Source organism: Pedobacter miscanthi, assembly GCF_032678605.1.
GTDB lineage: Bacteria > Bacteroidota > Bacteroidia > Sphingobacteriales > Sphingobacteriaceae > Pedobacter > Pedobacter miscanthi_A.
On the sequence record NZ_JAVTSU010000013.1, the window covers coordinates 171,165 to 191,355 of the forward strand.

19 protein-coding genes and 1 pseudogene are annotated in these 20,191 nt (G+C 38.6%); 3 read left to right on the forward strand and 17 right to left on the reverse strand.

Translation table 11 applies throughout. From position 1 onward, the window contains the following. Positions 1 to 181 precede the first annotated feature (181 nt). From R2R28_RS19735 to R2R28_RS19755, 6 genes and pseudogenes are all read right to left on the reverse strand, one after another. A complete protein-coding gene (locus R2R28_RS19735; RefSeq protein WP_316827385.1) occupies positions 182 to 1,441 on the reverse strand; it encodes a hypothetical protein in 1,260 nt (419 codons plus the stop codon). 88 nt (positions 1,442 to 1,529) lie between these two features. Then, positions 1,530 to 1,925, reverse strand: coding sequence for a DUF1634 domain-containing protein (locus R2R28_RS19740; RefSeq protein ID WP_316827386.1), 396 nt, complete (start codon positions 1,923 to 1,925; stop codon positions 1,530 to 1,532). Further along, positions 1,925 to 2,758 (reverse strand): sulfite exporter TauE/SafE family protein, encoded by an 834-nt coding sequence (locus R2R28_RS19745; RefSeq protein ID WP_316827387.1) that lies wholly within the window; start codon positions 2,756 to 2,758, stop codon positions 1,925 to 1,927. The genes R2R28_RS19740 and R2R28_RS19745 overlap by 1 nt, the downstream gene beginning before the upstream one ends. 120 nt (positions 2,759 to 2,878) lie before the next feature. Continuing rightward, positions 2,879 to 3,136 (reverse strand): annotated as a pseudogene (locus R2R28_RS29205) (type II toxin-antitoxin system RelE/ParE family toxin); the annotation flags it as partial. Positions 3,137 to 3,437: 301 nt separating this feature from the next. Beyond that, positions 3,438 to 4,031, reverse strand: a complete 594-nt coding sequence (locus R2R28_RS19750; protein WP_316827388.1) for a hypothetical protein — start codon at positions 4,029 to 4,031, stop codon at positions 3,438 to 3,440. Positions 4,032 to 4,040: 9 nt separating this feature from the next. After that, positions 4,041 to 5,297: a prephenate dehydrogenase gene (locus R2R28_RS19755; protein WP_316827389.1), complete on the reverse strand. Its 1,257-nt coding sequence runs from the start codon at positions 5,295 to 5,297 to the stop codon at positions 4,041 to 4,043. Positions 5,298 to 5,468: 171 nt separating this feature from the next. Here R2R28_RS19755 and R2R28_RS19760 point away from each other — a divergent pair, with 171 nt between their 5' ends. After that, complete coding sequence (locus tag R2R28_RS19760; protein WP_316827390.1) at positions 5,469 to 6,080, forward strand: hypothetical protein; 612 nt, start codon at positions 5,469 to 5,471, stop codon at positions 6,078 to 6,080. A gap of 284 nt (positions 6,081 to 6,364) precedes the next feature. Here R2R28_RS19760 and R2R28_RS19765 read toward each other — a convergent pair whose 3' ends face one another. The 5 genes from R2R28_RS19765 to R2R28_RS19785 form a co-directional block, all read right to left on the reverse strand. Next, entirely contained in the window at positions 6,365 to 7,243 is an 879-nt protein-coding gene (locus R2R28_RS19765) for a type IX secretion system membrane protein PorP/SprF (RefSeq protein ID WP_316827391.1), read from the reverse strand. A 13-nt stretch (positions 7,244 to 7,256) separates the two neighbouring features. After that, positions 7,257 to 7,760: a gliding motility-associated C-terminal domain-containing protein gene (locus R2R28_RS19770; protein WP_316827392.1), complete on the reverse strand. Its 504-nt coding sequence runs from the start codon at positions 7,758 to 7,760 to the stop codon at positions 7,257 to 7,259. 5 nt (positions 7,761 to 7,765) lie between these two features. Further along, on the reverse strand, positions 7,766 to 10,285 hold the full coding sequence (locus R2R28_RS19775; protein ID WP_316827393.1) for a hypothetical protein: 2,520 nt from the start codon (positions 10,283 to 10,285) through the stop codon (positions 7,766 to 7,768). A gap of 235 nt (positions 10,286 to 10,520) precedes the next feature. After that, positions 10,521 to 11,864, reverse strand: coding sequence for a deoxyguanosinetriphosphate triphosphohydrolase (locus R2R28_RS19780; RefSeq protein WP_316827394.1), 1,344 nt, complete (start codon positions 11,862 to 11,864; stop codon positions 10,521 to 10,523). 121 nt (positions 11,865 to 11,985) lie between these two features. Further along, positions 11,986 to 14,595: an MGH1-like glycoside hydrolase domain-containing protein gene (locus R2R28_RS19785; RefSeq protein ID WP_316827395.1), complete on the reverse strand. Its 2,610-nt coding sequence runs from the start codon at positions 14,593 to 14,595 to the stop codon at positions 11,986 to 11,988. Between the two features lie 179 nt (positions 14,596 to 14,774). On the opposite strand from R2R28_RS19785, the gene R2R28_RS19790 reads away from it, so the two are divergent. Further along, entirely contained in the window at positions 14,775 to 15,137 is a 363-nt protein-coding gene (locus R2R28_RS19790) for a hypothetical protein (protein ID WP_316827396.1), read from the forward strand. A gap of 11 nt (positions 15,138 to 15,148) precedes the next feature. After that, complete coding sequence (locus tag R2R28_RS19795; RefSeq protein WP_316827397.1) at positions 15,149 to 15,343, forward strand: YtxH domain-containing protein; 195 nt, start codon at positions 15,149 to 15,151, stop codon at positions 15,341 to 15,343. A 279-nt stretch (positions 15,344 to 15,622) separates the two neighbouring features. Here the strand turns inward: R2R28_RS19795 and R2R28_RS19800 are convergent, their stop codons facing one another. The 6 genes from R2R28_RS19800 to rpsL form a co-directional block, all read right to left on the reverse strand. After that, positions 15,623 to 15,904 carry a hypothetical protein gene (locus R2R28_RS19800; RefSeq protein ID WP_316827398.1) on the reverse strand — a complete coding sequence of 94 codons (282 nt, stop codon included), beginning with the start codon at positions 15,902 to 15,904 and terminating at the stop codon, positions 15,623 to 15,625. A gap of 76 nt (positions 15,905 to 15,980) precedes the next feature. Next, positions 15,981 to 16,274 (reverse strand): hypothetical protein, encoded by a 294-nt coding sequence (locus R2R28_RS19805; protein ID WP_316827399.1) that lies wholly within the window; start codon positions 16,272 to 16,274, stop codon positions 15,981 to 15,983. 51 nt (positions 16,275 to 16,325) lie between these two features. After that, the gene (gene rpsJ, locus R2R28_RS19810) at positions 16,326 to 16,631 is read right to left on the reverse strand and encodes a 30S ribosomal protein S10 (protein ID WP_008244591.1); all 306 of its coding nucleotides are present in this window, start codon (positions 16,629 to 16,631) and stop codon (positions 16,326 to 16,328) included. Between the two features lie 146 nt (positions 16,632 to 16,777). Continuing rightward, positions 16,778 to 18,892 carry an elongation factor G gene (fusA, locus tag R2R28_RS19815; protein ID WP_316827400.1) on the reverse strand — a complete coding sequence of 705 codons (2,115 nt, stop codon included), beginning with the start codon at positions 18,890 to 18,892 and terminating at the stop codon, positions 16,778 to 16,780. 128 nt (positions 18,893 to 19,020) lie between these two features. Further along, entirely contained in the window at positions 19,021 to 19,488 is a 468-nt protein-coding gene (gene rpsG / locus R2R28_RS19820) for a 30S ribosomal protein S7 (protein ID WP_056097505.1), read from the reverse strand. Between the two features lie 17 nt (positions 19,489 to 19,505). Next, positions 19,506 to 19,919, reverse strand: a complete 414-nt coding sequence (gene rpsL, locus R2R28_RS19825; protein ID WP_029278631.1) for a 30S ribosomal protein S12 — start codon at positions 19,917 to 19,919, stop codon at positions 19,506 to 19,508. Positions 19,920 to 20,191: the final 272 nt, after the last annotated feature.

The following is a 20,191-nucleotide window of genomic DNA, read 5'->3' on the forward strand; positions in this document are numbered from 1 at the left end:
AATTTTCAAATAGTTAGCGAAATATTTTTTCAAATAAATTGCTGATATGATGGCATTTAACTTAAAAAGGGAGGTTAGCAGGCCATTAGCGTGTTTAAAGCAGTAGTTATAATTTTGATTAAAAGCACTTTAGGCAATATTTTCAGATGTAAAAATGCTTTTAATTTAAAATATTAGCAGTTTATTCAACCTGTTTGAGTTTGGCTTTTACCAGCTGTAAAACATTAAGTACCGCATTTTCGCTACAAGCATACTTATAAATCTCAATGATCAACGCATCGCTACAAATTATGGCATCAACTAAATTACCACTAGCCATAAAATATTGACATAGCGCAGCATAAAAAAGCATAAACTCGCCTTCTGCAAATGCTGTTCGCTGTGGGAACGCTTCATCAATGTTGTGCTTTTTATTCAATAACTTTAAGCCCTTTTCCAATTCACCATCAACCATCGCGGCATGGGCCACATAAAGTCTTAAATATAAGAAATCAGGAAAAAGCTGCATCCCCTTTTTGGCTATGGCATCAGCCTTTGCATGAAGTCCAAAAACTTTATATTGCAAAAATAATTCTGCGTAAAATAATGGCATATCAGGTTTTTTGATTAGAAGAGAATGAATCTGATTAAGACTTTCGACGCTTTTGACATCAAAAACCGGCTCATATTCTTCAGCGCATTCCATAATTTTATCGTCCAAATCATCATCAAGGCTATAAAGGCCTAATCGTACCTTATTGTCCCAAATTTCGGCAATATGGTCTTCATCTAAGGTAATTGTGTCGCTCTCCTCAAATTTATCTCGGTAATTGTCGGTAAGGGTATAATATATCTCCTTAAAACCTGGATCATTATCGTCTTCAATAATTTCATCTTCCCCAAACTCATCTTCATCGTTATAAAACAGGTAATTGCCCTCTCCTACGTTTTTATCCAACGTGGCCAGTATCTGATTTATCTTAACCTGGTTATCTTCGGGGCCGACATAATAAGCAGGGACGCCATCTTCCCCAAACTCAATTTCGATTAATGGGATTTTATCATCATCTTCTTCCAATATAAATTGGGTTATTGCCCAATCTTTATGGGCCTTAAAACCACAATCATTGGCAAAAGCTTCTGCGCCATAAATGATGTTATGTATTTTTTCGTATTCGATCTCAACTCCGCTTATATAGTCTACAAGGTCGAGCATTTCGTTTTCAGCAATATTAAACTTAAAAAATGCATCTTTAATCCCCAGACATTTCAAATCGATGAGATAAAAGCCCAGGGTAACATTTCCACTGGTATGTTTCCGGCTCACCAACGCACTTGCAATGCCCGATGCTTCCCAATCGAAATTGATATAACAGTTGCCCAACTGTAGTTCTCTGGCACGGGATTTAATAAAATTCTCAGGTTTTTGGAATAATTGAACAACTTTAGCAGATTTCGCCATTGGATTTGTATTATAAATTTCTATTTACAATTTTAGTGGTTTAACTAAATATTTTAAAGAGAATTGTTAAATAGATGCGAAAATAAAATTAATGCGCTATTCCACCATTTAAACTGATGGTGATGATGGTTAAAATGATGATTCCGATGAGTACATAAAGGTAATCGCGCTCGATTAAAAAGCTGAAAATAGCGAAAACAATACGGGCAATAGGCGTAAAAATGAGCATCAGGATACCAAACTGTACAATGGCATCGCCCTGAAAGGTTAATACACCCTTAAATATGGCAGCTATGGAAGAAAAATTGTTGAGTTCGGGCTTAAAAACTTTATAGTCGGTAACAGCTCCTTTATTATGGACAAGAAAAATGGCTCCGCCGATTAATACAATGCTCATCGAGATGATTACACCTGCACGCAAAAGTGTACCCAGAATTACCTGGATATCTTTATCGTTCAACTTTTCTTTTTTTGCTGTATCCATTATAATCCGCTTATGCCTTTATAAATCATTTGCAGGGCCAAAAAGGCAACCACTACAGCAAATACCATTTTAAGTTTATCGGTTTTTGTTCTTAACAGAATTTTAGAGCCTAAAGAAGCTCCTGTTAAAACACCGATACAAACCGGCATGGCAATACCAGGATCAATCTGTCCGCGGTGCAAATAAACCACTGCACTTGCCGCGGCAGTAACCCCCATCATAAAATTACTGGTGGTGGTTGATACCTTAAAAGGCAAACGCATAATGTTATCCATGGCAATTACTTTTAGTGCCCCACTGCCAATACCCAGCAGTCCGGATAACGTTCCTGCAAAAAGCATCATTAAAAAACCACCAGGAACATGTTTTACTGCATATGGATGATCTACACCTTTATCGGGGAAAGATCCGTTTAGTTTAAAAAATTTAGCCCATTTATCGGTATCATCCATGGTGGTATGATCTACTTTTTTCTTTAAGGTCATGATGGCCGAAAAAATGAGGATACAGCCAAAAAGAATGGCAATGTAATTTGCATTGAGGTAAACGGCTACAATGGCACCGCAAACCGCCCCTATCGTGGTCGCAATCTCTAAAAACATCCCGATACGGATATTGGTAATGCCCTCTTTTACATAAGCAGCTGCTGAACCTGATGAAGTAGCGATAACCGAAACAATAGATGCGCCAATGGCATAATGGATATCGACGCCTAAAGCCAAAGTGAGCAACGGGATAATAATTACCCCTCCACCTAACCCCGTAAGCGAGCCCAATAATCCGGCTAAAAAAGCACCTAATAAAACGATAATGGTAAACAGCAATACCGACATGCGGGCAAATATAATGCACCGTTTTTGGGGAAACGAAGGATTAAGGGAATAAAATAAAGTCTATATGGTATATGGGAGATGTAAAATGGATCAGGGAAAATGGAAGATGTACGAGAGATCTTAATGATGTAAGGGGGATTTACTGGTATGACGTAACCGGACTATGCGGATTTGATTTGGGGTAATTTTATATGATATGCGGTAACGATATTTTTCAAAGGCCCGCCAACTGCCATCGTTATTTATTTTATATTTATCCAAACCATATTTTTCAGGATGCTTATCGAGCGCTATTGTCAAATCAATAATTTCATCCCTGACCAATACTGCATATTTTAAAGAGTCTAAAGCAATGTAATCAAAAACCTTTTTTAGTTCTGATCTTGCTCTCTAACTCCAAACAACTACCATTTAGTGGCTTCGGCTTTCAACTGATCTGCGGAAATAAAATTTCCATTTTCTATTTCGGCATTTCCTTCTTCAAGATCGGCATTATATTACTCCAGGGATTAAGGCTTATCAACATTATAAATTAAGCCTAAAGCATCTAAAACAGCTTTTTCTGATTTCTTATTGTCGATATTCACAGTTAAAGTGATCATAATAATAAAGTTAAAAAATAAAAGGCAGAATTGTTTTATTTTTGAGATGTTTATTGTCAATTTTTTGTTGAGGTTAATTAAGATTTATAATAAAGCTTACTTTCTTTATCCAAATCAACATCCTTAAAACTTTCCAGCAGTTCGAAAGCAATTTGCCTAACAGTTTCGGCCATTGGGTTGATAGTTGATTTGTTGCCTTCGCCATCTTTTATTATCCAGCCAGAAGTGTTTAACACCAAATGATCGGCACTGGCTAATGACTTTACTATTTTACCTCTCGTAAAAGCAATACCATCTGAATCAATAATTACTTTTTTATTACTCCACCAGTTTTCTTGAGATACTTTTTTTAATTCCGGCCGGTCTAATTTGGAAGAATATCCCCACCCCTTTCCGGCATGATGCGTCAGTTTTAATAAGCCAATAAAATTAGTGAGGCTTTTAGCATTGTAAATCTCCGAACTGCAATACATATCGAGATGGCTTAATTTAAGTTGGCTCATCAACGCTTTCGAATGATCAGTGTTGTGAAACATCGGCACAATTTTTTCGGCAATTAATTGGATAACAGCTTCGTTTCCATTATCATATTCACCACAAAGTATTTCTATTTGTTTTAATACCTGCTCCAACAGCAAAACCAGTTCAGGTTTATTCAAAATGGTTTTCATATTGAATAATTATTTACCTAAGCGCTTAATCATCTCTGCACTCAAATCGCGTCCATCATTTAAACGGTTCGCGAAGAATGATTTGGCAGCTTCAAAATGCGCTTTGTAACCTTTTAAATCACCATAACCAATAATCGAGGCCCATTCGTGTACAGCGGTATGGAATTCCAAATCATCACCACGGATCGATTTATCGTATAAAGCGGTATTGATCGATTCTTCTAACATGGCTTCATTTTTGAAAAGGTATTCTGCAATACCCAACCTTAACTTAAAAGGTGGCGTTTGGCAAATCAGGTTATCGTAAGGATTTACCCCCATTTTATACCAGGCATACACCATACTCAACAAACTTAAATGCGAATTGGGTTTCTGTTTGTGGTTTGCATCCGACAGGCTGAATTCTTTCATTATATTATCATCCAAAAGCAGCAGCGAACGACTTTCATGAAAAACAAAATCGCGGGCAGCATAAATCTTTTCCCTAAACTCGGTTTCATTTTCGCAGATCATCAGTTTAAACAGTTCTGATTCTGCCTGTGCATAATACTTTACCTGTTTTTGTGCATAAGGATTTAAAATAGCCAAACCGGCATAAATGTGCGATTTATAGCTAAAAATCCTCAGTGTGGTTAAAATTTTCACATTATCAATTCCGCCGGCATAAGCAGGGTTATCCCATGGAAAGAAACCTGCATTTTTCCATGCAGAACCCATACTTTCGAAACCCATGTGCGTTACCGCCTGTGTATCGGCTACAATACGATCATGTTCCCGGTAATCGTCCATTTCAATAATGTTCGATTTTAAAGATTTATAAATTTCCAAAGCTTGCGCATAAACAGCATCGGTTGCGCGGTGGCGTACCACTACCAGTGTTTGCCCTTCGGGACTAAAAGCCGGACCATGCAAAGAGTGACAGGTTACAATCTGGGTATCTTCAGGCAAGTGTTTTTCGAAAGCAGCAATTTCCGGATGTTTTACAGAGGTTTGTCCGGCAACTATGGCACCATATTTTGTCGATCGCGCAAAAGTGGCCACCACTTCATCAATTTTTTCGGCTTCAACGCAATAGATAATAAAGTCTGATTTACGTGCAACCTCATGACCGTCGATTAAAACCTCGATTCCTTTAGGTTCCAGTTCATTTTTTAAATCGGTAAAACGCAAGGGCATGTCTGCCCCACACACCTTATAACCAGCATTTACAAACGATATTGCATATAATTTGCCCATATCGCCCAAACCAATAATTCCTATTTGCATGCAACAAAAGTAACCTATCGTAAATAATTTTATAATAAAACTTAGATAAAATTGTTATTTAGGTGTCAAACACGAAACATTTTTATCAATTTTACTCGCAGCTTAATTAAAAACAGATTACGTCACAAATGGATAAAATGTTTTTTATAATCTAACACCTATATTTAAACTATGCAGAAAATTAAACACACCCTATTGTTTTTAGCCGCTTTGCTATTTGTAAATTTCACATTTGCGCAAACCAAACAAGACACCACAAAGAATACTGATCCATCTTTAAACGGACAGTATAACTTCATGTTATCGAAATCTAAAAGCTTGTATGGCGCAAGGCTGATTAATCCAACCCGGTTATCATCCTTATGGAAAAGTGTTACTGATACGTTGAGAAAGGAACGCAAACAACTACAGGAAGCCCGACAGGAAATTAAAGCGCAGGCAGGCAATATTTCGAGCTTAAAAGGTGAAGTAACTGGAAAAGAAAGTTCGCTGGCCAATGCCAATGCGGCTGTTAATGATATTAAGTTTTTAGGAATTTCTTTCGATAAAGGCACCTACAATACCATTGTTTGGGCCATTATTATTGTATTGGCTATCGGTTTGGCTTTTATTATTTTTCAATCGGGCAAATTAAGGCACGAGGCAAAATATAGAACGGAACTTTATCAGGAAGTGGCCGACGAGTTTCAGGCGCATAAGGTAAAAGCGAAAGATAAAGAGATGAGGCTTGCCCGTGAACTGCAGGATGAACGTAATAAATGGGACGAAGGCAGAGGGAGATAAAAAAGATCTAGCCACAGATCAACAGGGAGAATTTCTTGCATCTGGCAAAATGTTGAGCATGTTCTGATCGGTGTCAGATGGTAATATCTTACACCATTAAAAAATTAAATAAATAGTCTTTTTATTTTGTAAAGCAGGGCTTGTGGCCCTTCGGTTCCGCCAGCCCCGCCATTCGCTATAGTCCCGATGAAAAATCGGGAGCTGCCGCTGCTGTCGGGTATATTGCACCCACAGCATTGCTAGTTGGCCACCCAAACCTGATCAAAACGATATGCCGATAGAGATTAATTCTTAATGCTATATTTCAGGCCCAGTTCGAACTCTCCGTTACTATAATTCAGCATTTTTGAGGTATTGGTGGTGTACTGGAACAACAGCGAAAACTGGTTTTTATAATTGGTACCAAAACCAGCTGTAAAACTGTTTGTACTGTGGTAAATGCCATTTAGCATGAGTTTGTTCTCCAAAAGCTGGAAGTTTACACCAGCATCGAAAATGCCATCATAGTTTTGTACACCTCTGTATACCAATTTTGGTTCGATAGTATTAATCACTTTATCGGTGGTAAATTTATAACCTGCTGCAATAAAATAGGTAGAACGGTCTACCACATTTCTTAACACATCTCTTTTAAAAAAACGTTTAAGATTGGGTAAAGCCGCTTGCAGTGTTAATTTATCCGTTCGGTAAGCGGCACCAAAATCTCCATCTAAATAAAGTTTGCGATCGTTAAAACTGTTCAGCACATCATCATCAAAATCGCCTTTAACTTTGGCAAAATCTACCGATTCGTTCATAATCCCGGCCGATAAACCAAAATCCAGAAAGTTCGTTCCACCATTTAAAGGCAAATGGTATGCGTAGGTAACGGTTGCCCTGGTGCGGTTAATGGCTCCGGCGCTTTCATTATAAAAAAGAAACCCCAAGCCCACTTTATTATTGGCCAAACCATAATCACCGGTGAGGTACTGGATTTTTGGAGCGCCCTCTACCCCAGCCCATTGGGTTTTAAAAGCTGCATTTAAGTTTAAACCCGTTTCCAGGCCCGCCATTGCCGGATTGGCCAAAAACTGGTTTTGGTAATAGATACTTCCCATGGGGTTAAGCTGGGCAAATGCTGGTGTAATCAATAAAAACAACAGCACCAATAGGTAATATTTCATCTTTCTCACACCGTTATTTTTTATATAATATTGATATAAAACCTTTAATAGATCCATCTGTACCCAAATCGAGCATGTAGTAATAGGTATCTTCCATCAATGGCTTCCCGTTAAAGTAACCGTCCCAATTGTTCTGGTAGTTTGTAGCAGTATAAATCATCCTTCCTCCCCTATCAAAAATGGTGAGTTTGTTATTCGGATACTTTTCTAACCCTTTAACTACAAAAAAATCATTTTTACCATCGCCATTTGGCGTTAGGATATTGTTTACAACAGCAACATCAGCTGTGGTTGCTATAATCAGGAAAGGTTGCAAAAAACCCTGGCTCAATGTGGTACTATTGGCCTGGAAAGTTTGCACCACTGTCATTTCTCCTATGCTAAAATCGTATAATTGATTATTGATTTTGCTGTAGCCACTGGTAGCATTAAATATATAGGGCAAGTTCTGTGCTTTCAGCTTGTTCGCAAAAAACATTGGTAACAAGAATATAAGCAGGTAGTATATTTTCCTCATTACGTTTAGTTTAAAGAGATCCACGCTGAACCATCACTTTGGATGGTAAAGGATTTATTTCCGGTAATGGTGGTTAAACCCGAATCGTCGTTCAACAGCACCGGATTATTCAACGTCACATCACCTGATGATAAAGCTTTAACAATTACATAAATTCTTCCTTTGCAACTACTGGCCGCTGGAAGGTTAACCGTTACAGGCGTACCCACATTTTTAATCCTAACGGTATAATGACTGGCATCAAGCGTTAAAGTACCTGCCGCAGTAAATGTTAAAATACTGGCCGAAACAGAACCATTTACATTTAAGGTACTGGCGCTGGCCGGTGCATAAGCTGTAGAAGTGGCAGCCGCCGTTCCATTAAGGGTTATGGAACCTCCGTTTGTTGTAAAATTTCCGGCTATTAAAGGGTAATTGGTATTGCTGTTAGCAATTACGAGCGCATTATTGATATTTGTGCTATTGCTACCGGCATTACTGCCAATAAAAATATTCCCTAGCCCATTGTTTTTTGAGCCTGCAGCATAACCAATTGCAGTGTTATTGTCACCATTACTTGCCTCCAGCGCTAAACTTCCTACAGCAGTGTTAGAAATTCCTGTTCCGTTGGCCATTAAAGTGTGCGTACCCAGTGCCGTATTGTTAGAACCAACTGTATTTGCTGATAATGACTGTGAACCAAAGCCGCTATTGTTAATTCCGCTAAAACTATGTTGTAATACCTGATAACCAAATGCACTGCTCTCGTAACCCGAAATATTTACCGACAAGGCCTCTCTTCCAAATGCACTGTTATTAAAACCAGTTACATTTGCGGTAAGTGTTTTATAACCATAAGAAATATTGGTTTCTGCCGAATTGCCTAATCGCCCCGACTTTAAACCGTTAACCAAAAAGTTAATGGCCACATCATCGGTATTACCCAGGAAATTATTGTTCTGATCGATGTTTCCGGTATTTCCACGCAAAGCCCAGGCATTTGCATTTGCAAATAATGTTCTGCTAATCAGCTCGGGTTTTCCAGTGGTGACGTTGGTGATGTACACCTTATTTGCGTCGGTTGTACCATTGGTTGTTAATTTAGCAAGGGTAACTGAGGCATCTGCAAGCTGAAGGGTATTTACAGCAGCGTCATCAATATTGATATTTTTTATTTCTTTGTTTCCGATTTTGATAGAGGTTACTGCACCATCAGCAAGTTTAGGTGTAGTAACCGAACCATCTGCAAGCTGAAGGGTATTTACAGCAGCATCATCAATGTTGATATTTTTAACTTCTTTGTTTCCGATTTTAATGGAGGTTACTGCACCATCAGCCAGTTTAGGTGTAGTTACCGAACCATCTGCAAGTTGAAGGGTATTTACAGCAGCATCATCAATGTTGATATTTTTAACTTCTTTGTTTCCGATTTTAATCGAGGTTACTGCAGCATCAGCCAGTTTAGGTGTAGTTACCGAACCATCAGCAAGTTGAAGGGTGTTTACAGCGGCATCACCGATATTGATATTCTTAACTTCTTTATTCCCGATTTTAATGGAGGTTACTGCAGCATCAGCCAGTTTAATTGTACTTACGGCACCTGCATTAATATCAATTACTACATCTTTTAATAATGCGGAAGTCCCATTAGCACTTACACTTAAATCGGTAGAAGTTAATGCTTTTGCCCCCGATAACTGATTAACATCCAGGGTTACGGGTTTCCAGGCAGATCCATCAAATAAAAGTACCTGGTTATTGGCTGGTGCCGCTGCGTTTAATGTTTTCCCCTGAAGACTGGCTATGGTTGGATTTGGATAATTTCCGGTTAAATCGCCTCCGGCAGTTCCGGTAGATGGACCAACAGGCCCAACATCACCTTTTTCGCCCTTATCACCTTTTACACCCTGGATACCTTGCAAACCCTGCAATCCGGTAGCGCCTGTTGCACCAGCATCACCTTTTATGCCCTGTGCACCTGTAGCACCCACTGCGCCCTGTGCGCCGGTTAAACCGATGGGTCCTTGCGCGCCCGTTGCTCCGGCAACGCCTGCTGGTCCTTGCAGTCCTGCCACACCGGCTATACCTTGTGCTCCGGCCGGCCCGGTTGCTCCCGGATCGCCTTTGGGCCCTATTGGTCCATTGGCGGCATACAAGGCATAAGGAACGCTTAACAATTGTGCCGTTCCAGCTAAAGTAAAATTGCTTCCATTATCAGGATCGATTTCTACTTTCACAAATTTTAATCCACCTGCCCAGGTAACTCCTCCTATAGTGCCGGTAGCTGAATTAGCACCACTTGATCCGATGGCTACCGCATATAAACCTAAAAGATTTGTGGTTACACTCCTTACTTCCGAATATTGTACCGTGCCGGTTGCCGAGGCATCCAGGATACTGATTCGAAGTGATATGCTTTTATTTGCCAGCGGAGTACCATTTGCATTTCTGGCGGCCCCTTGATAGTTAAATTGTTGTGGAGCCTGTGCCTTAACAGCCAAAGCCAAACCCATACTTAGCAAAGTGATCAGTAAAATTTTTTTCATGAAATAGGGATGAGATCTAATTATCCGGCCTCAAAAAATAAGAAGCCGAACGATCAAATCTAATAATTAGTACAGGTTGGCATCCCTGTTTTACACGAAAGACTAATTACAAATACTCAAAATATTGAAAATCAGATTTATATATAAAAACATGATTCATAATTTTACACCAACGGTCATTTCCATCACAATAAATCGCGACAGATAAAGAAAATAGACAGGCACCTAAATAAGGTTAGGTTTCAGAAGGGAATGAAATGCCTTTAATATTCCGGTATAAATCTACAGCATACAGATCGGTCATGCCCGATACAAAGTCTAATACACTTTGTATAATCGAATAAATATCGGTTAAATCGGTATGGTATTGTTTAGGGATCAGCTTTACCAGTTTTTTATAATAGTGTGTATTGTTGTGGATGAGTGCCGGCACAAACTCTTCTAACAAACCTGCCATAATTTTGTAACCTGCCACTTCTTTTTGTATTACGGAAGAGAAGTTATAAATGCGTTCGACAGAAATTTTTTCGACAGCTTTCCAGGCTGAAATGTATGGTTCAGGCAATAAATCAGTTAGGCTTTGATTGAGTTCTCCTTTTAACAATTTTTCTTGTTGTTCGAAAAAGATGCTTGCACACTGGTTGGTTAAGGTGTTAATGGCTTTTGCCCTTAGCAATCCGATTTTGGCATCATCGTCTTCATAGTCATTTTTTAAACGTTCTTCAATCGTTGTAGAATTGGCAAATGGCAATAGGTAGTTTTTTACTTCTTCGTACGACAGGATTTTTAAACGGTGTGCATCTTCGAGATCGATAATGCTATAACAGATATCATCTGCGGCTTCTACCAGGTACACCAGAGGATGGCGTTTATAAATCAGGTAGTGGTTTTCTTCCTGATCTAAATGAAGTTCGGTAGCAATTTTTTTAAATGTTGCTTCTTCTGACTGGAAGAAACCATATTTTTTACGGTGCAAAAGGCCTTTTTGTTTCCCTGCGATTGATGCACATGGATATTTTGCGATAGAAGCCAGGGTTGAATAGGTTAAGGCATAAGCATCATTGCCTTTTCCTTTTAGCGGGTGGGTAAGGATCCGGATGGCATTTGCATTTCCTTCGAAATTAATCAAATCATGCCACTGCGATTCGTTCATGTCTTTTTGATACACACGGCCGTCGCCATCGGTAAAGTACCTCGAAATGGCTGCTTCACCTGAATGGCCAAAAGCAGGGTTACCCAAATCATGCGCCAATGCAGCCGCGGCCACAATATTCCCTACTTCATTAATTAAAGGCACTTCTTTAATAAGTTCGGGTTGATTTATGCTGATGTTGTTCAGAAAAATATTAGCCATGGAGCGGGCCACGCTTGCCACCTCTAAACTATGGGTAAGCCGATTGTGAACGAAAACACTACCTGGTAAAGGGAAAACCTGCGTTTTATTCTGCAATCTTCTAAATGGAGATGAAAAAATCAAACGGTCGTAATCACGTTGAAAATCAGAACGCGCACGATCGGTACTGGCCCCGTATTGTTCCTGACCGTACCGTTTATTCGAAAGTAAATATTTCCACTCCATGCGTTCCATTAATTTTGGGCGAAGTTAATGATTCAGGGGCTTTAATAAAAAGATTCGTTTTTAAAACCTTTGATTTTTTAAGTCTATTAAGTGGAATATATGGCATGGATCATTTTTACTTCTATAAAAGGGCAATCAAAGCAGTCCACCCGGTTTGATGGCTAGCACCCAAGCCTTTTCCATTTTCACCGTTAAAGTATTCGTAATATAAAATATAGTCTTTAAAATGTTCGTCGTGATTTAATTTGGGATAACCCCCAAATACTGCACGCTCCCCTTTATCATTTTTAAGGAATAAATTTTTCATCCTTTTGCTCAATAAATCTGCAATTTCATTCAATGAGAAATATTCGTTTGATCCTGTTGGATATTCTACCCTAAAATCATCTGTATAATATTCGTGAAAGTGTTTTAAAGCATCAACCAGTAAATAGTTTAAAGGCATCCAAATTGGTCCGCGCCAATTGCTGTTGCCACCAAACATGCCAGTATCACTTTCTGCAGGAACGTATTTTACAGAATAATCACTCCCATTTAACCAATAACGATAAGGATGGGTTTCATAAGTTTTAGAAACCGATCGAATACCAAAATCAGAAAGGAACTCGGTAGTATCCAGCATTCTGCGTAAGAGCATTTTCATCCTATGGCCACGTAAAAGCGAAAACAAGTGTTTATCATTTCCACTTGTATCTGCCCAATGACTCACCAGTTGCACTAAATCAGGGCGTTGGAGCATAAAAGCTTCCAAATGAGATCTAAGTTTCGGCAAATCTTTCCAATCTTTATCGCTAAAAACGATTACCGCAAACATGGGGATTAAACCAACAAGAGAGCGGAGGCGTAACCGATCCCAATCTCCATTGGGATTACGTAATAAATCGTAGTAAAAGCCATCATGATCATCCCATAATCCAACGTGATGGTCGCCCATATTATCAATTGATCCGGCAATAAATAAAAAATGTTCTGCAAATTTTATTGCCATATCTTCATATAACGAATTTTGTAAGGCAAGTTCTATACTTATCTGAAGCATATTCAAAGCATACATAGCCATCCAGCTGGTGCCATCGGCTTGCTCCAAAAAACCACCGCCGGGAACAGGCTCACTGCGGTTAAACACCCCAATGTTATCAAGTCCCAGAAAGCCACCTTCAAAAATATTATTACCCTCACTATCTTTCTGGTTTACCCACCACGTAAAGTTGAGGAGTAAACGTTGAAATACTTCTTCTAAAAACTTTAAATCACCGGTTCCTTTTATTTTCTTATCTACCAGGTAAACCTTGTAAGAAGCCAATGCATGCACCGGCGGATTTGCATCCGTAAAATCCCATTCGTATGCAGGTAATTGTCCGTTTGGATGGATATAACTATTGTTTAATAACAATCGCAATTGTTGTTTGGCAAAATCCGGATCTATAGGTGCAAGCGCTATGCAATGAAAAGCAAGATCCCAGGCCGCAAACCAGGGGTACTCCCATTTATCAGGCATTAAAATAATATCATTGGCCATAAAATGGCTCCAATGGTAATTTCTACCACACGATCTTTCATTTGCTGGTTTTGGGAAACCTGCATCGCCCTTTAACCAGGTATTTACATCATAATTATAATACTGCTTATTCCACAAAATACCCGCCCAAGCTTGCCGTTGCAGCATTTTTTCTTCATCACTACAATCCACAGCATATTTACCGGCATAAAATTCATTGGCTTCATTTTTACGATCTTCAAAAATCTGATCATAATCTTCAAACGGTGCTTTTAACTGGCTACTGCTTAACCTTAATTTGATGCTGACGCTTTGTTTTGCAGGAATAAGCTTTGTATGATGAACTGCAACTTTGGTTCCTGTTTTAGCTGGATTTATAGCCTTTTTATTCCCGTTTACCAGATAGTCGTTTATACCATCCTTTACAAAATCTGATACATTGGCAGATTGATATAAACGTTCGTTATTGGTTTCATTATCGGTAAATAAAAATTCAGGCCCGCCATCTGTATAAAAATACAATTTACCTTGTTTTTCTGAATGCAAAAGCAGTTTATTTTGTCCAATACTGCTAATTGCAGGTTTAGCAGTAGCGCCATTCCAACTCCAGTTGTTACGGTACCATAGTTGTGGTAAGATATGAAGCTCGGCATCTTCATTACTTCTGTTAAAAATGGTGTAATTAATGAGCAAGTCATCCACATCATTTTTTGCATAATTGATAAAAACATCAAAATATTTATCCTCATCAAATATACCAGTATCCATCAGCTCAAATTCGGGCTCCTGCCTGGATCGTTTAGCATTTTCTTCTATAAGCCTGGTGTAAGGGAAAGCAGACTGCGGGTATTTATACAACATTTGCATATAAGTATGCATGGGTGTATTATCCAGATAATAATAAATTTCTTTAACATCTTCGCCGTGATTTCCCTCTCCATTGTTCAAACCAAAAAGCCGTTCTTTTAAAATAGCATCCCTGCCATTCCATAAAGCTAATCCTATACAAAGCAGTTGCTGATCATCACTTATGCCTGCCAATCCTTCCTCACCCCACCTAAAGGCTTTGCTCCTCGCAGTATCATGTGTTGTAAAGTCCCAGGCATTTCCACCGGGGCTATAATCTTCCCTCACGGTTCCCCACTGTCGCTCTGTAACATATGGCCCCCACTTAAGCCATGCTTTTTGATTGGCATATTGTTGATTAATTCGATTTTGCTCTGCCTTGCTCATATTTAAATTTAATTACTCGTGCATTTGCTAAAATTATACCAGTTATCAGCTTAGTAATATTAAGTTAAATATCAACGATTAAAATAAATATATTCTAAGCCTTAAGTCACGATATCAATAATAAAATACAAACCTTTTGGTTTCAGAAACGTTGTTTAAATGAGATTTAATTTATTTGTATGAAAACGAGCATCTATAATAAGGAAGAACATACCGAAGGTTACGTAGGGCAAGATAACAAACAGGAAGAAAAATCGGATGTACAAAAAGCTTATGAAGCTGGCAATGATGTTAATGAGGTTACCGCTTATGGCAAGGAACCGAGTGAACTGATTAAAGGCAATCCATTGGCTAAAGACGGCTATGATAATTCGGGTACTCAGGGTAAAGATTCGCTTAGTGATGATGCCTATAATAGCCCGGATAAGCACCCTACTGTAAAAAGTGCCGAAAGCCATACCGGAAGTTCATCAGATGATTTTAAAACCAATACTGGCCTTGATGAAACAGATGAGGACCGCGCATTAAATACCGGGATATAAATTTATAAGTTATGGGACTATTAAAATATGCCATATTAGGTGCTGCAGCTGTTTACGGATTTAAATATGCTACAAGAAAAAGAACTACAGACGGAAAATCGTTAGTAGATGATTTTAGAGAAAAAGCACCAGAATATGTTGATCGGGTTAAAAATTACGGAGAAAGAATCAGGCAGGATTATTCACAGACCAGTGATTTATATTGACAATGCCGCATAGATGAGAAAGACATTTAAATTTGACATATATCAATAAAGATATAGTTGTGTATTTTGTAAATTGTCGCTAAATCGTTGAAATTTGCACGGCTGTAGGATTCGCGACAAAGATTAACTAAAAAAATCAGAGACTAAACGATTTAAGGGCATTTGCCACTTGATTAAAGCATTAAGTTGTGGAATCCTCATTAATTTCCATCTACCGGAAAATGCATCAATATTACTAGGGGATTATTCTATATGAATATTCCCTTTTAAATAATTGGGCTATTGATCTGTTCCTTTCAATCCTTTATTTGCTTCTTTGTTTCTGCTGCCAATATCATCATTTTGGCTTAAGTTGGCATTTTTTAGTGCAGTATTCACATCATGCTCTCCCGCATTTTCAGTTTTCTCCAAATGGGCTTCATCGGGCTGGTCTTTACGTTTAAAATCAGTACGTTTATGTCCATAAGTTGCCTCTCCATTATCCCAATCTATTTCCTGGTCATGATTAGCATCCGGTTGCGGATCAATTTCCTTTTTATTATTCTCATCATTCATTTCCATAATCGCAATACTTTCAGGTGATTCTACTGCTTAATAACAATTAATATGATGAAAATGTTTAGTTGATAATTAATTACTATTTAACCCCTTTGCCCTGGTTAATTTTGGTATCACTGTCTACATCATCCTTGCCCGATCCGTTTTCTTCACGATGTTTGGGTGGGTGTTCCATCCTGCTTTCTTCCAATTCAGAAAAGTCACCTTCTTTTTGATTGGCTACTTCGCCGTGTGAGGAGGGTTTCTTTTCCTGCTCTTCTGCCGGCTTAGCAAAATCCTGTCCTTCAACGGGCAGTTTTTCGTTTTGATTCTCATCTTTGTTCATATCAGTTAAACCGAACTTACCCGTTTTTGTTTGAAAATGGTTGGGCATAAAAAAAGGTCGTGATTTGCATCACAACCTTTTCTGTTCTTTTAAAATCAATTAAACTTTGATTTCAACTTCAACACCGCTAGGTAATTCAAGTTTCATTAAAGCATCAACTGTTTTAGAGTTAGAGCTATAAATATCCAATAAACGTTTGTAAGCGCATAATTGGAACTGCTCTCTGGCTTTTTTGTTTACGTGTGGAGAACGTAATACAGTAAAGATTTTTTTCTCTGTTGGAAGTGGAATCGGACCACTAACCACTGCACCCGTAGGTTTAACAGTTTTTACGATTTTCTCAGCAGATTTATCTACCAAGTTGTAATCGTAAGATTTTAATTTAATTCTGATTCTTTGGCTCATTTTTTATTTTAATTATGATCCTTGTTAGAGCTATTAATAACAAAGACCGGATTTATCTTTTTAAGTAGCAAGTATTTAGTATCGAGTATCAAGATCGGACAATCCGTCTTGATACTCGATACTTGATACTAAAATACTTATTCTAACTAGTCTTCAGATTTTACTCTTCCTTTAGATTTAGCAATTACTTCATCCTGTACGTTTTTAGGCGCAGCTTCGTAGTGGTCAAATTCCATTGTAGAAGTTGCACGGCCCGAAGTGATGGTACGTAACTGGGTTACATAACCGAACATTTCAGAAAGAGGCACAGTTGCTTTAATTACCTGAGATCCGTTACGGGTATCCATACCTAATAGCTGACCACGACGACGGTTCATATCACCGATCACATCACCCATGTTTTCTTCAGGGGTTAAGATTTCGATTTTCATGATTGGCTCCATCAAAGTAGGTTTACATTTAGGTAAAGCCTCACGGTATGCCATTTTAGCTGCAAGCTCAAATGATAAAGCATCTGAATCGACCGCGTGGAATGAACCATCTGTTAAACGAACTTTCATATCAGGAAGTGGATATCCTGCTAATACGCCATTCGCCATAGATGCCGCAAAACCTTTTTCTACAGAAGGGATAAATTCACGAGGAATTGAACCACCAGTAATTTCGTTTACGAATTGTAAGCCACCTTTTTCGAAATCAGCATCAATTGGTGAGATCACTACTGAAATATCAGCAAATTTACCACGACCACCTGATTGTTTTTTATAAGTCTCACGGTGAGTAGTTGTACCGAAAATAGCTTCTTTGTAAGCTACTTGTGGTGCACCCTGGTTAACTTCTACTTTAAATTCGCGTTTTAAACGGTCAATTAAAATATCTAAGTGTAACTCACCCATACCAGAGATTACAGTTTGACCAGTTTCCTGATCTGTTTGAACTCTGAAAGTAGGATCTTCTTCAGCTAATTTACCTAAACCAATACCTAATTTATCAACATCAGCCTGAGTTTTAGGCTCAATAGCTAAACCGATAACTGGCTCTGGGAAATCCATCGATTCAAGAACGATTGGGTTTTTCTCATCACAAAGTGTATCACCTGTTTTGATATCTTTAAATCCAACTACCGCAGCAATATCACCAGCAGCCACATTTGGCACAGGGTTTTGCTTGTTAGCATGCATTTGGAAGATACGTGAAATACGCTCTTTATTTTCTGAACGAGAGTTATAAACATAAGAACCCGCCTCTAAGTTACCCGAGTAAACACGGATAAAACATAAACGACCTACGAATGGATCGGTTGCAATTTTAAAAGCTAAAGCTGCAAACGGCTCACTAATGCTTGGTTTTAATAAAACTTCTTCGTTAGTATCTGGGTTAGTACCAATAACACCTTCGCTATCCATAGGTGAAGGCAATAATTCCATCACATAATCAAGCATGGTTTGTACACCTTTGTTTTTGAAAGATGAACCACAAACCATAGGTACAATTTTAGCATCTAAAACAGCTGCACGTAAAGCATCTAAAACTTCGCGTTCTGTGATTGTTTCTGGCGCTTCGAAGAATTTCTCCATTAACGACTCATCATAATCAGCAACCGATTCAAGTAATTTCTCTCTCCACTCAGCAACCTCATCAACCATATCTTCAGGGATTGGCACTTCAGTAAAGGTCATTCCTTTATCATGCTCATTCCAAACAATACCACGGTTGTTGATTAAATCAACCACTCCTTTAAACTGGTCTTCAGATCCGATAGGTAATTGTAATGGAACTGCATTACTACCCAACATTTCTTTAACTTGTTTAACAACTTTTAAAAAGTCTGCTCCGGAACGGTCCATTTTATTAACGAAACCAATACGAGGCACACTGTAGTTGTTTGCTAAACGCCAGTTAGTTTCCGATTGAGGCTCAACACCATCAACAGCCGAAAACAAGAACACTAATCCATCTAGTACACGTAATGAACGGTTTACCTCAACGGTAAAATCCACGTGACCCGGAGTATCAATCACGTTAACGTGATACTTTTGACCTCTGTAATTCCAATCAACCGTAGTTGCAGCAGAAGTGATCGTGATACCACGCTCTTGCTCTTGTGCCATCCAGTCCATTGTTGCAGCACCTTCGTGCACCTCACCAATTTTATGACTTACACCAGCATAATAAAGAATACGCTCAGTTGTTGTAGTTTTACCTGCATCAATGTGAGCCGCGATTCCAATATTTCTTGTAAATTTTAAATCTCTTGCCATGTTATGTTTTTGATTTCTGATTTTAAATGATTACACCGATTATGTAATAACAAATCGGTGTAATTTATCTAATCAGTATAATCTTCTAATTAAATCTGTGTAATCTTACTAATCTGTTAATCCTAATACTAGAATCTGAAGTGAGAGAACGCTTTGTTAGCCTCAGCCATTTTGTGCGTATCTTCTTTCTTCTTAACAGCAGCACCTTCACCTTTAGCAGCAGCTACGATTTCACCAGCTAATTTCTCTTTCATCGTTTTTTCACCACGACGACGAGCATATAAAATTAACCATTTCATACCTAAAGCTGTTTTACGTTCTGGTCTAACCTCAGTTGGAACCTGAAAGTTAGCACCACCAACACGGCGTGATTTAACCTCTACAGCTGGCATAATGTTAGTTAAAGCACGTTTAAATATCTCTAAACCGTTTTCACCTGCTTTTTTCTCAGCAATTTCAACAGCATCGTAAAAGATAGAATAAGCGATAGATTTTTTTCCATCGTACATCATATTATTTACAAAACGAGTTACCTGAACATCATTAAATTTTGGATCAGGAAGAATAATTCTCTTTTTTGGTTTTGACTTTCTCATTTCTTATTTCCTCCCGATTATTTCTTTTTACCTTTTGTTGGTGCCGCAACTACCTGTCCTGGTTTAGGACGTTTAGTACCATATTTAGAACGACGTTGGTTACGACCAGCTACACCTGATGTATCTAATGCACCACGGATGATGTGGTAACGTACACCTGGTAAATCTTTAACACGACCACCACGGATCAATACGATAGAGTGTTCCTGTAAGTTGTGACCTTCTCCAGGAATGTATGCATTAACCTCTTTACCGTTCGTTAAACGAACACGGGCTACTTTACGCATTGCTGAGTTTGGTTTTTTAGGGGTAGTGGTGTACACACGTGTACATACACCTCTTCGCTGTGGACAGCTGTCCAACGCTGGAGACTTACTCTTGAACTCCAGTGCTACTCTACCTTTTCTAACTAATTGTTGAATGGTTGGCATTGTGCTTTTTTATGTTTTTTATTAAAAAATTTACCGCTCCCCCGGCATCTTTACAGATAGCCCATAAAACGGACTGCAAAAGTAGAACAATTCTTTTTAAAAATCAAGGGGTTAGCGTAAAAAGTTTTCAGTTGGCAATTGCCGGTTTTCAGTTCAGGATTAAGGAGTTGTAATTTTTCTTCCAGGTCATCGTCATTGCGAACCGAAGCGGAGGAAGCGGTGATGGCGTGAGGCAATCTACCTCACCTTAAACATTAAATCCATTATAGCAT